This window comes from Methylophilus sp., assembly GCF_035460085.1.
Taxonomy (GTDB): Bacteria; Pseudomonadota; Gammaproteobacteria; order Burkholderiales; family Methylophilaceae; genus Methylophilus.
Window position 1 is genome coordinate 1 of sequence record NZ_DATHWZ010000081.1, and the last position, 12,950, is coordinate 12,950.

A 12,950-nucleotide genomic window follows, 5' to 3' on the forward strand; every position below is an offset into this window, starting at 1 on the left:
AGCAAAAGCCCGGAATGGCGTGTAGTCGCGATGATAGATCCTAATAAAAAATTAATAGGTCGCGAGATTATGCACACCAAGGTCGAGGGTGGTTTACATGACATCCCCCAGATTGCTGAGCGTTATAATTCCCGGCATTGCATGATTGCCATGCCAGGTAGTCGCCACGAAAAACGCCGTTTGGCTGTAGAAGCCGCCAGGCAGGTGGAAGGCATGGAGGTATTAACTTTACCGGCCATGTCCGACCTGATCAGTGGCCGCGTGAGTTTGTCGCAGATCCGCAAAATTGATGTGGAGGATTTGCTCGGGCGGGATGTGGTGCAACTGGACACGCATGGCTTGAGTATCATGCTGGCGAATAAAGTGGTGCTGGTGTCAGGTGCTGCGGGTTCCATTGGTTCCGAGCTGTGTAGGCAGATTTTAAGTTTTCATCCGTCCCAGTTGATTTGCCTGGATATTTCCGAGTACGCACTTTATACACTGCAACAGGAATTCAGCCAGTTATGCACAGATACCGAACTGGTATATGTGGTCGCAGATGTTAAAAACAGTGTCCGCATCCAGCGTGTTTTAAAGAATCATCAACCGGATGTGGTTTTACACGCTGGCGCTTACAAACATGTGCCGATGATGGAGCATTTCAACGTGGTCGAAGCCTTGCAGAATAATGCTTATGGTACTTACCAGATTGCTTCAGCCTGCCAGGCAGCCAGAGTGCCTACCTTTGTGCTGGTTTCAACTGACAAGGCTGTCAATCCGACCAATGTGATGGGAGCCAGCAAACGCCTGGCGGAGCTGATTTGCCAGGGTTTGCAGCATAAGGAAAAATCCGTGACTCGTTTTATTACCGTGCGTTTCGGCAATGTGCTGGGCAGCAGTGGTAGCGTCATCCCCAAATTCCGCGAGCAGATTGCGCATGGCGGGCCCATTACCATTACCCACCCAGATATCACCCGATACTTCATGTCTATCCCCGAGGCATCCCAGCTGGTGTTGCAAGCCGCTACCATGGGTAATGGCGGCGAGGTATTTGTGCTCGATATGGGCACACCAGTCAAAATTATTGACCTGGCACGCGACATGATCAAGCTGTCTGGCTTGCAAGAGCAGGATATCCGGATTGAATTCACCGGTCTGCGCCCTGGCGAGAAACTCTACGAGGAACTACTCGCGGATGACGAAAACACGCTGCCTACCAGCCATGAAAAACTGCGGATTGCGCAGGCAAGGACTGCAGATAGCGTTTGGTTAGCTAACCTGCTGGAATGGTTGACCAATAGTCCGCATTTAGCGGAATCGCAGATCAAACATGATTTACAACGCTGGGTTGAAGAATATCAGCCAGACACACGCCCGGCACCAAGCATTTCCCTGCGAGGGGACCTCATGTCCCTGGATACCCTGCCATCTCCTTCGCAGCAGATTCACTGATAGATCTTTTCTCAACCTGAAAAAGGCCGATCTGGCCTTTTTATTTATGCATTGAGTACAGGCGATGGTTTGATGTCGTTTACAATGTCAACCCTATTCAACAACCTCTGCTCCAACCCTTTATGCCCCATATCACACTTGATAATGCTAGCCTGGCATTCGGTCATCATGCTTTGCTTGCCCAAGCCTCATTTCAGTTGGATCCCGGCGAGCGCGTCGGTTTGATCGGGCGCAATGGTGCAGGAAAATCCAGCTTGCTGAAAGCCATTGCGGGTGCCATCAAACTGGATGATGGAACGGTATGGCGCGCACCAGGCGTACGTGTGGTCTATGTGCCACAAGAACCTGAACTGGATAATGCACACACCGTATTTGAAGCGGTGGCAGAAGGTTTGGGCAGCTTGCAGCAAACCATCATTGATTACCATCAGGTCACACATGATATGGGCATGCCCGATGCCAATATTGAAGCGCTGATGGAACGCATGCAGGCATTACAGCATGAAATGGATGCACAGAATGGCTGGGTAGCGCAATCACGTGTAGAAACCGTGCTCAGCCGATTAAAGTTGGATGCAGATGTCCTGGTCTCCACGCTTTCAGGCGGCTGGCGTAAACGTGTAGCCCTTGGGCGTGCACTGGTGGCAGAACCAGAAGTATTATTACTGGATGAGCCGACCAACCATTTGGACCTGGAAGCCATCGAATGGCTGGAAGATTTATTATTGGGATTTAATGGCAGCGTGCTGTTCATTACCCATGACCGCCGTTTCCTGGACAAGCTGGCCACACGCATCACTGAACTTGACCGCGGCAATCTGACAGACTTTGTGGGCAACTTTTCACAATATCAGGTTAAAAAAGAAGAGCTGCTCGCAGTCGAAGAAACCCATGCCGCCAAATTCGATAAGTTTCTGGCACAGGAAGAGGTGTGGATCCGCCAGGGGATTAAGGCACGTCGCACCCGTAATGAAGGGCGCGTGAGAAGACTGGAAGCTTTACGCCTGGACCGCGCTGCCAGACGCGAGCGCCAAGGCGATGTCAAGCTCAACCTCGATGCTGGTGAACGTAGTGGCAAACTGGTTGCAGAACTTGACCGGGTGTATAAGTCATATGGTGATAAAACACTGATTAAAGGGTTCAGCACACGTATTTTACGTGGCGATAAAATTGGTTTACTTGGCCCGAACGGGATTGGAAAATCCACGCTATTGAAACTAATTTTAGGCGACATTGAGGCAGATAGTGGTGACATTCAGCGTGGCACAAAAGTGAATGTCGCTTATTTTGACCAGATGCGGGAGCAGCTGGATGAAGAAGCGACATTGGCCGATACTATCAGCCCGGGCTCAGACTTTGTGGAAATCGGTAATGAGCGTAAACATGTCATCAGTTACCTGGAAGACTTCCTGTTTCCGCCACAACGCTCACGCTCACCGGTGAAATCACTTTCCGGTGGCGAGCGCAACCGTTTACTGTTAGCGCGCCTGTTTGCCCGCCCTGCCAACGTGCTCGTGCTGGATGAGCCCACCAATGACCTGGATATTGATACGCTGGAGTTATTGGAGAACCTGTTGCAGGATTACACAGGCACCCTCTTCCTGGTGAGTCATGATCGCGCTTTTCTGGAAAACACCGTTACTCAAGTCATTGCTTTTGAAGGGCAAGGCAAATTAACCGAATTCGGTGGTGGATACGATGACTGGTTAAGATTCAGCCAGGAGCAAAGTATCAAAACTGCTGCCGCACCAAAAGTTTCGGCTACTTCTGCCACCACCGTCCCCAAGGCTACAACACGTAAAACATTGAGTTTCAAGGAACAGCGTGAGCTCGAGACATTACCGGAAGAAATTGAAGTGTTAGAGCAAGAGCAATCAGACATTCAGACACAATTAGCGCAGCCTGATATTTACAAACAGGCACCGGAGCTAGCGAAAAAACTACAGGAAAGACTGTCCGAGATTGAAACGCTGGCCATGCAAAAACTGGAACGTTGGGAGTTTCTGGAAAATACACGTTAATCTATCGCCAGTTATCGCTTAATGACCTTAGCATCGCAGCAATAAAAAAGCCGAATCATTGATTCGGCTTTTTTGTGAATTCCAGCGACTAGACAGAAAAGCTTGCGCGTGAACTGTTGCCACCATGTGCCTGGCCGTTTTTGCCATACAACTGGTTATTGTTCGCTGATTTACCTTGTAAAACATCCAGCTTTTCCTGGTTGCGCTGGAAATGTTTATTAATCAGCACCCCATTCAGGCGGTTAAGTTCTTTGGCTTGTGCTAATTTCTTTTGAAAATCGATCCAGGCGTCATCCAGCAATGGGCTTGAACGCAGTTCCAGCCATTTGGACATACCATTCTCACTCGCTTCAAACCCGGCGGCAGCCAACGCGCTGTACCGCTTGTTAGCAGCTTCACCCAAGGCTTGCAAGAGTTCTACCCGTCTGTCTACCATCTGTTCGATGATATCCAGGTCAGCAGAAACCAATGCCGTTTGCTCGTTCTGCAAATCTTGAATCAACTCGACCACCAGCGTGGCATCAGCTTCAAAACTAATGGCCGGATCTGAAGTGCGATTTGCAGTACTCATAACGTCATCCTTTATTCGGTTGAATCAAATCTTTAACTGTTTGCAGCAAACCATCCGCCACTTTAGCAGTGTCTACCGAGAAATCACCACGCGCGATCGCTGCCTTGATCTCTTCTACTTTGTTCGTATCGAACACTTCACCATTGGCCAAGCCTGCTTCCAGTGATTGTAGTTGTACTGAAGCAGCAGATAAGGTCACGTTATCAGTAGACGCATTGCCTGATGATCCGGTTGCTTTTTCACTGCCCTTGCTGGTAGTGCTTTTATCCAGTACCGGCTTGTCAACGGTACCAAGTTTTTTAATGGAATCTGAAATATTCATGCCGCACCTCTGCTTCTGTTTGTCTGGATGTAAGGGTCATCAAACCCTCAATTGTTAACAGTACTATCGGCATAGTTTAAGCGAACTTTAGCGCTGAATATACTTTTTATCTCAAGTTTATGATCAATCAACATTTTTTGGCCTGAAAACGTTGTCATGCAGCTTAAAACCGTACATCTACTTTTCCTGAAGATTGCGCGACACCTTTAATCACCTGGCCGCTGCTTACCTTCACATCCACCACTTGTCCGACATTGGCAGTTTGCATGGCAGTGCCATCTGCCGAGATGACAAATCCATCACCACGGCTGTTCAACTGCACCATTTGTCCTTGCATGATCACGGGCATCGCCTTGAGTAGTTCTGGTCGTAATACAGTACCCAGAGGCATGTTCATTGAAGCTTTTTTTCCTTCCAGCATCGCCAGATCGGTAATGATGCCTGCAGGTAATTTAGTCAAATCACCATTCTGCATCACGATATCGCTTGCCTGTACTGGCGCGCCCTGGCTAACAGGTAAGCCAGTCACCGCATATTCGCCCCACACCTGCACATCAGCCTGTACATACAGCGTCCATGGCTTTGTCACGGTTTGCAGGCAACGTATACCAATATGTGTTTTACCCCACAGGCGCGTGCCTTGTACGGCGAATGCTTCCATCATGTCACAGTCAGCGACACGGATACGGTTATCCAATGGCTGAATCTCAATATTCACTTTGCCTGGGTAGCCCTGCGTCTGGCCTTGCACATATTGCATCACGGTTTGATATATACGCGAGTGCATATCCCCTGGAGCTGTTGCTAGCACACGTTGATTGGTGGCAACAGCAGCGGTCGGCACGCGATCTGCCGCTTGCACATGACAAGCAAAAAGCCAGATCAAGCCAGGGATCATTGCAGCGAAAATGGGTAGCAGACGAGGTTTCATAAAGTTGCATTCTACGCATGCCATGGGTAATTCATTGATGAAATAAAGGGTATTTCACCCTCTTAATTCAAGAATCATTATGGTCAGCGCCGCGTACACTAAGCACAGCTAGTAAAAGTCATGTGTGCGTGAAAGCAAACCCGCTTAACTGGGTTAACGACGGCAGATGACAGAACTTTAAAAGACTTTTGAGATTTTTCTGCGGGCCTGGCCCGGGAAAGGAAAAGACGATGATCAACAAACTGGATGCCGCGCTGAGTTTTCACCAGACAGCCTTGCGCGTGCGCAATCAGCGTCAGGAATTACTTGCGTCGAATATCGCCAATGCCGACACGCCACAATACAAAGCACGTGACATTGATTTTAAATCTGCCATGCAGTCGGCACTGCAACAAAACACTGGCGCCCCACAACAATCGGCCGGGGCTTTGCAGCAAACCAATAACGGGCACATGAACGCGAGTGCAGGTAATAGCTACTCGGGTTCTGGCGATGTGCTGTTCCGTTCAGTGTTGCAAGGTTCGGTAGATGGCAACACGGTAGACATGGATGTAGAGCGTAACGCCTATGTCGACAACGGCATTCGTTATGAAGCCAGCCTCACCATGATGTCTGGCCAGATCAAAAAGATGCTGGCAGCCATCACGGGCCAGTAAGATAAAGGAGCAAGCATATGTCTTTATTTAATGTATTCAAAATTTCCGGTTCTGCCATGAGTGCACAATCGCTACGCCTGAATACTGTGGCCAGTAACCTGGCTAACGCGGATAGCGTGGTCAGTTCCGATGGCAAACCTTACCAGGCCAAACAAGTGGTGTTTAAAGCGGTGCAGGATGCTGCCACCAACTCCAGCACGGTACAGGTAGATCGCGTGATCGAAGATACCAAGCCGGGGAAAATGGTGTATGACCCCAAGAACCCGATGGCTAACAGCGATGGTTATCTCACCATGCCTAACGTGAATGTCACTGAAGAAATGGTCAATATGATTTCTGCCTCACGCGCTTACCAGAACAACGTGGAAACCATGAATGCCGCCAAATCCATGCTGCTCAAGACACTCAATATCGGTCAATAACCTTATATAAGGATTTTTAACATGACAACCGTCAATACAAACCAGGTATCGCAGGACATTCTTGATGCGGTCAACAAAAAAAGTAGCTCAACATCCAGCAATGTCGATGAAGCACAAGACCGCTTTATGACACTGCTGGTGACGCAGATGAAAAACCAGGATCCATTGAACCCGATGGATAACGCGCAGGTGACCAGCCAGATGGCGCAACTGAATACGGTGACCGGTATCAACAAACTGAATGAAACCATGAGCAGCCTGATCAGTAGCGTGCAACTGGGCCAATCCTACCAGGCTACCAGCATGATAGGCCATAGCGTTCTGGTGTCAGGCAATAACCTGACCCATGCTGAAGCCGGTGGCTATTTTGGTGTCAATGTACCTAACGGTGCAGATACCGTATCAGTGAATATCAAGGATGGTGCCGGACAAACTGTACGTACCCTCAGCTTTGGCAAACAGGAAGTAGGCGTGAATGCCTTAAGCTGGGACGGCAAAACCAATGAAGGCGTAGTGGCCCCTAGCGGCAATTACACCTATGAAATCACCGCCAAAATTGGCGATACCACGACCACCAGCTCTGCACTCAGCCTGGCGCAAGTTCAAAGCGTGTCCAACAGCACCAGCGGCATCAAGCTTAACTTGAGTAACAACACGGCAGTCGGAGTCTCTGACGTCGTAGAAATCTTCTAATTTTAATTTTATTTTGCAGAATTCAATCTTTCTCCAGGAGATCACATCATGAGTTTTCAACAGGGCTTAAGTGGCTTAAACGCAGCTTCCAAACAATTGGAAGTGATTGGTAACAACGTGTCGAACGCCAACACGGTTGGCTTCAAACAGTCACGTGCAGAGTTTTCAGATATGTTCGCAGCTTCACTGATCGGCAGTGGCGCGGCACAAATCGGTATTGGTACCAAACTGGCGAACGTTGCCCAGCAATTCACGCAAGGCAACATCACTGCCACTAACAACACACTGGATATCGCCATTAATGGTGGCGGTTTCTTCCGTCTGAGCAACGACGGCGCGGTGACTTATACCCGTAACGGCCAGTTCCAGATGGATAAGAACGGCTATATTGTGACCAGTGATGGCAAACGCCTGATGGGTAACCCGGCTGACAGCCTGAATGGTTCATCCCCGGTTGAATTGCAGATCGATACCAGCGACTTGAAACCGGTAACGACCACTGAGATCACCGGTCAATATAACCTGAACTCGGAAAGTCCGATCATTGACCAGACAGTAAGACCTTTTGATCCACAGGATCCGCAAAGCTACACCAATGCCACCGCCATTAAAGTTTATGATGACCTGGGTAACGCACACAATATCCAAAGCTACTTTGTAAAAACAGCAGCCAATACCTGGAGCGTTTACAACACAGCCGATGGCACAGACATTACGCCATCGCCTGTCCCACAAATGAATTTCTCCGGCACCGGTGTGTATGACACGGCTACCTCAACAGTTGGCAATATCACCTTCACACCTACTACGGGCTCCGGACCGGTCACTGTCGCGATGGATTATTCCAACAGCTCACAATATGGCGCGACGTTTAGCGTGAACAAACAATCTCAGGATGGTTACACCTCTGGTCGTATTGCCAGTTTCACCGTTGGCGATGACGGCGTCATCCTGGGCCGCTATACCAACAATGAAACCAAGCAACTGGGCCGCGTGGTACTGGCTAACTTTGCCAACCCTAATGGATTGGTATCCCTGGGTGGGAACCAATGGCAAGCTACCAACGAATCCGGCGCTGAATTGATTGGTTCACCGGGCAGCAGCACCATGGGTGTATTGCAATCCTCTGCCCTGGAAGACTCCAATGTGGACCTGACCGGCGAGCTGGTAAACATGATCACCGCACAACGTATTTACCAGGCTAACGCGCAAACCATCAAGACCCAAGATCAGGTATTACAGACACTGGTCAACTTGAGATAACCGTTCAACCTGAGATAAGCAACACACTGATTTGAACCATTACGGAATAACGAAGGAGCTGGTATGGATCGCCTGATTTACACTGCAATGACCGGGGCAAAACATATACTGGAGCAACAGGCAACGACTGCCCATAACCTGGCAAACGCGACTACTACCGGCTTCAAGGCACAGGTAGACAGTTTCCGTGCCGTCCCAGTACTCGGTGATGGCCTGCCAACACGGGCGTTCGTGGTCGATGCCACGGTAGGGACTGATTACAAATCCGGCGCCATCCAGCAGACCGGCCGTGATCTTGACGTCGCTATCACAGGCGAAGGCTGGATTGCGGTCCAGCGTGCCGATGGCTCAGAAGGTTATACACGTAATGGCGCATTAAAAATCAACGAGAACGGTCAGTTGCAAACTTCAACCGGACTCAATGTCATGGGCGATGGTGGCCCGATCAGCATCCCGCCGGATTCGGCAATTGCAATCGGTAAAGATGGCACCATTTCAACGGTCAGCAATTTAACCACGCCTAGCCCAAGCACCATTATCGGCAGGATAAAGCTGACTAACCCACCGCCGGCAAGCATGAAACGTGCTGACGATGGTGTATTTGTCACGGTAAATGGCCAGGCGGCAATCGCTGACGCCAATGTCACCGTTGCCGGTGGCGCACTGGAAAGCAGCAATGTGAACGTGGTGGAAACCATGGTCAATATGATCAGCCTGGCACGCGGTTTTGAAATGCAGATGAAAATGCTGGAAAACGCGCAAAACAACGCCGGAAAAGCCGATCAACTCTTTAGTTTGAATGGCTAACGCCTGTATTACTATTTAAAGTATGAACAAGGGTAACTACCCAAGGAGTAAACGATGATACGCTCATTATGGATTTCCAAGACCGGCCTCGATGCGCAACAAACGCAAATGGACGTGATTTCCCACAACCTGGCCAACGTCAGCACCAGCGGCTTCAAAAAATCCCGTGCCGTATTTGAAGACCTGCTCTACCAGAACATCCGCCAGCCAGGCGCACAATCCTCACAGCAAACCCAGTTACCTAGTGGCTTGCAATTGGGTACAGGCGTGAAACCAGTGGCTACCGAGCGTATTTTCACCCAGGGCAACCTGCAACAAACAGACAATAGCAAGGATGTCGCTATCCAGGGCAATGGCTTCTTCCAGATCCTGATGCCGGATGGCAGCACCGCTTACACGCGCGATGGCTCTTTCCAGATGGATGCGCAAGGACAACTGGTCACTTCCAGTGGCTTTCCTGTGCAACCGGCGATTACCATTCCTGCCAATGCGCAATCATTGAGCATCGGTCGCGATGGCGTGGTATCGATCACGACTGCAGACTCTACTGCCTCTACCCAGATAGGCCAAATCCAGCTGGCAACGTTTATTAATCCGACCGGCCTGCAATCCAAGGGTGAAAACCTGTATGTAGAAACAACGGCGTCCGGAAATCCGAATACCAATACCCCTGGCTCCAATGGCGCAGGCTTATTGCAACAGAATTACCTTGAAACATCTAACGTCAACGTTGTCGAAGAACTGGTGAGCATGATCCAAACCCAGCGTGCCTACGAAATCAATAGCAAGGCCATTACAACCTCGGACCAGATGTTGCAAAAACTGTCACAGATGTAATCTTTGTTTGAAGACCAGTACCATTTTGAAGGTTTGCACCATGATGAATAGATCGATGATCAGCTTGTTATTTTGTTTAGTGCTTGCACAGCTGCTTGGCGGCTGCTCAGTCACGCCTTCAACCATCGTACAAAAACCTGAAACACCACGCTCTACCCTGGGACGTCCTGATGCACGAACAGAAGGGGCTATTTTCAACACCGCCGGTTACCGCCCGCTGTTTGAAGATCGCCGTCCACGGTATGTTGGCGATATCCTCACCGTAAGAATCGTTGAAAATACCACCGCCAACAAAGCAGCTGACAACGAACAAGGCAAAGATGGTTCAGTGGCAGCCTCCATTACCGGCCTGTTTGGACATAATGTTCCGAAATCTGCATTCAATGCGGGTTCCAGCTTATCGTTTAAAGACAAAGCCAGCGCAGATGCCAGCAATACTTTCAGCGGCTCTGTCACTGCGACCGTAGTGGACGTGTTGCCTAATGGCTACCTGGTCATCAGTGGCGAAAAACAGATCGGCTTCGATAAGGCTACCGAATACGTCAGGTTCTCCGGTGTGGTTAACCCGGACACGATTACGCTTGGTAATGAAGTACTTTCTACCAAAGTGGCAGATACACGTGTTGAATACCGTTCGAGCAGCAAAATCGATGCTGCCGAAGCGTTCTCCATCTTCTCCCGCTTCTTCCTTAGCATGATTCCGTTATAGGAGGATTGAATATGACACGCTTATTAAACAGCGCTTCAAACACTGCAACACGATTACTTAGCCTGTTCCTGATCACAGGCCTGGCCTTATCCGCACCTTTGGCACACGCTGAACGCATCAAGGATATCAGCAATATCCAGGGCGTACGTGCCAACCAGCTGATCGGCTACGGCCTGGTGGTTGGCCTGGATGGTACCGGTGATATGACCACCCAAACACCCTTCACCGTGCAAAGCATCATCAGCATGATGAACCAGATGGGCATTACCTTGCCGCCTGGCACCAACCTGCAATTGAAAAACGTGGCGGCCGTGATGGTCACCAGCTCCCTGCCCGCCTTCGCACAACCGGGCCAGACACTGGATGTGACCGTGTCATCCATGGGTAATGCAAAAAGCCTGCGTGGCGGTACTTTGCTGATGACCCCATTAAAAGGCGCGGATGGCCAGATTTATGCCATGGGCCAGGGTAACCTGGTCGTAGGCGGTGTTGGCGCTTCAGCCAATGGCAGCACGGCACAGATCAATCACCTGAGCGTAGGCCGTATTTCTGACGGTGCGACAGTGGAACGCGCCCTGCCCAATACCCTGCTCAACCAGGACCTGGTAAAACTCGAATTGAAAGAAAGCGATTTCTCCACGGCCAACAATGTAGTGGAAGCCATCAACAAAAAATTTGGACCGCTGACAGCCCAGGCTGAAAGTGGCCGTGTGATCCAGGTGCGTCCACCGGAAACCATGAGCCGCGTGTCTTTCCTGGCAAACCTGGAAACCATCAACGTGGCACTGGCCGCGACCCCGGCAAAAATCATCCTGAATGCGCGTACCGGTTCTGTGGTGATGAATAAGGCGGTTACGCTGGATAGCTGCGCGGTTTCTCACGGTAATCTGTCTGTGGTGATCAATACCTCACCTGTGATCAGCCAGCCTGGCCCATTCTCGAATGGCCAGACCGTATCGACAGCGATTTCAGAGATCAATATCAATAAAGAGCCAGGTAAAGTACTCAAGCTCAACAATGGTGCAAACCTGTCTGACGTAGTCAAAGCATTAAATGCGATAGGTACTACTCCGCAAGATCTGCTGGCGATCCTGCAAGCGATGAAAGCGGCTGGCGCACTCAATGCCGAGCTTGAGGTTATCTAGGCGAGACGGCAATGCAACCACGTGTCGATAATAATAGCCTGGCGATTGATGGCAGCGCACTGAATGGCCTGAAAAACGCCAAGAGTGACTCGCCGGAAGCCATCCGTGCCGTCGCCCGTCAGTTCGAGGGCGTGCTCATGAATATGATGCTGAAAAGCATGCGCGACACCGTGCCGCAGGATGGCATCACCGATAATGAACAAAGCAAAATGTTCATGGGTATGCTGGACCAGCAACTCACCTCAAAATTAAGCGAAAAAGGCATGGGCCTGACAGAAGTCCTGGTCAGGCAACTGAGCAAATTCAACGCCAAACCGGCAGAAGAGTCAGACAAAACCAAAACACAATTGCACGGCAATAAAAATGACCTGGTCAACGGCTTGTCTTCAAGCAATCCCTCTGCTGGCAATACGGTATCCGGCAAAACCGTGTTAATGCAAGCGGCACAGAAAATCCGCGAAGCCTACCAGCAATGGGAAGCCACCTCCCCCGAGCAAGCGAAAACTGATGATGACACGGCCTGGGCTCGTGGCATCCCTGAACTGCCTCCACTGATGGAAGAAGTACAGGAAAACGTGAAGAACTTCACGGTGCCGCAGGCGCCACTTGCAACTGCCATCCGTGAGGTAGCCGGTAAAACCCAGCAATTTATCCAGCGTATGCTGCCGCATGCACAAGCCGCCAGTACCGATTCAGGCATCCCGGCTAAATTCATGCTTGGCCAGGCGGCGCTCGAAAGCGGCTGGGGAAAACATGAGATCAAGACCGCCAATGGCGTGAATAGCCATAACTTATTTGGTATCAAAGCCGATGCCAACTGGAAAGGCAAAGTAGCGAATAGCGTCACCACCGAATATATCAATGGCGTCAAGGAAACACGGGTTGAAAAATTCCGCGCTTATGATAGTTACAGCGATGCCTTCAAGGATTATGCAAAACTGATTTCACAAAATCCGCGCTATGAACAAGCCATGCATAACACCCACGATGCCAGCGCTTATGCACATGCGCTGCAACGGGCAGGTTACGCGACAGACCCGCAATACGGCAAAAAACTGACCCAGGTGATAAAAAATCTGCAAAGTTAGCATTAAAGAATTTTAAAAAACTGCCGTTAGGCTAACTAATTGTAACTTTACATT

14 protein-coding genes are annotated in these 12,950 nt (G+C 50.0%); 11 read left to right on the forward strand and 3 right to left on the reverse strand.

Annotated elements, in window-relative coordinates:
* Positions 1-1,431 (forward strand): polysaccharide biosynthesis protein (locus VK958_RS11135; protein WP_325241302.1); only part of this gene is annotated, 1,431 nt, incomplete at its 5' end.
* A 122-nt stretch (positions 1,432-1,553) separates the two neighbouring features.
* Positions 1,554-3,452, forward strand: a complete 1,899-nt coding sequence (locus tag VK958_RS11140; protein WP_325241304.1) for an ATP-binding cassette domain-containing protein — start codon at positions 1,554-1,556, stop codon at positions 3,450-3,452.
* 88 nt (positions 3,453-3,540) lie between these two features.
* Here VK958_RS11140 and VK958_RS11145 read toward each other — a convergent pair whose 3' ends face one another.
* The 3 genes from VK958_RS11145 to flgA form a co-directional block, all read right to left on the reverse strand.
* Entirely contained in the window at positions 3,541-4,023 is a 483-nt protein-coding gene (locus VK958_RS11145) for a flagella synthesis protein FlgN (RefSeq protein WP_325241306.1), read from the reverse strand.
* Positions 4,024-4,027: 4 nt separating this feature from the next.
* A complete protein-coding gene (gene flgM, locus VK958_RS11150) occupies positions 4,028-4,345 on the reverse strand; it encodes a flagellar biosynthesis anti-sigma factor FlgM (RefSeq protein ID WP_325241308.1) in 318 nt (105 codons plus the stop codon).
* A 163-nt stretch (positions 4,346-4,508) separates the two neighbouring features.
* Positions 4,509-5,276, reverse strand: a complete 768-nt coding sequence (flgA, locus tag VK958_RS11155; protein WP_325241310.1) for a flagellar basal body P-ring formation chaperone FlgA — start codon at positions 5,274-5,276, stop codon at positions 4,509-4,511.
* A 230-nt stretch (positions 5,277-5,506) separates the two neighbouring features.
* Between flgA and flgB the strand changes: the two genes are divergently transcribed.
* From flgB to flgJ, 9 genes are all read left to right on the forward strand, one after another.
* Positions 5,507-5,932 (forward strand): flagellar basal body rod protein FlgB, encoded by a 426-nt coding sequence (gene flgB, locus VK958_RS11160; RefSeq protein WP_325241312.1) that lies wholly within the window; start codon positions 5,507-5,509, stop codon positions 5,930-5,932.
* A 17-nt stretch (positions 5,933-5,949) separates the two neighbouring features.
* Positions 5,950-6,354 (forward strand): flagellar basal body rod protein FlgC, encoded by a 405-nt coding sequence (gene flgC / locus VK958_RS11165; protein WP_055831046.1) that lies wholly within the window; start codon positions 5,950-5,952, stop codon positions 6,352-6,354.
* Positions 6,355-6,375: 21 nt separating this feature from the next.
* Positions 6,376-7,047 carry a flagellar hook assembly protein FlgD gene (locus VK958_RS11170; protein WP_325241315.1) on the forward strand — a complete coding sequence of 224 codons (672 nt, stop codon included), beginning with the start codon at positions 6,376-6,378 and terminating at the stop codon, positions 7,045-7,047.
* Between the two features lie 48 nt (positions 7,048-7,095).
* On the forward strand, positions 7,096-8,310 hold the full coding sequence (gene flgE, locus VK958_RS11175; RefSeq protein WP_325241317.1) for a flagellar hook protein FlgE: 1,215 nt from the start codon (positions 7,096-7,098) through the stop codon (positions 8,308-8,310).
* A gap of 63 nt (positions 8,311-8,373) precedes the next feature.
* Positions 8,374-9,117, forward strand: a complete 744-nt coding sequence (flgF, locus tag VK958_RS11180) for a flagellar basal-body rod protein FlgF (protein ID WP_325241319.1) — start codon at positions 8,374-8,376, stop codon at positions 9,115-9,117.
* A 54-nt stretch (positions 9,118-9,171) separates the two neighbouring features.
* Entirely contained in the window at positions 9,172-9,954 is a 783-nt protein-coding gene (gene flgG, locus VK958_RS11185) for a flagellar basal-body rod protein FlgG (RefSeq protein ID WP_055871455.1), read from the forward strand.
* Between the two features lie 43 nt (positions 9,955-9,997).
* A complete protein-coding gene (locus VK958_RS11190) occupies positions 9,998-10,663 on the forward strand; it encodes a flagellar basal body L-ring protein FlgH (RefSeq protein ID WP_414683883.1) in 666 nt (221 codons plus the stop codon).
* A gap of 11 nt (positions 10,664-10,674) precedes the next feature.
* Positions 10,675-11,808, forward strand: a complete 1,134-nt coding sequence (locus tag VK958_RS11195) for a flagellar basal body P-ring protein FlgI (RefSeq protein WP_325241325.1) — start codon at positions 10,675-10,677, stop codon at positions 11,806-11,808.
* Positions 11,809-11,819: 11 nt separating this feature from the next.
* Positions 11,820-12,896, forward strand: a complete 1,077-nt coding sequence (flgJ, locus tag VK958_RS11200; protein ID WP_325241327.1) for a flagellar assembly peptidoglycan hydrolase FlgJ — start codon at positions 11,820-11,822, stop codon at positions 12,894-12,896.
* The last annotated feature ends 54 nt before the right edge of the window (positions 12,897-12,950 follow it).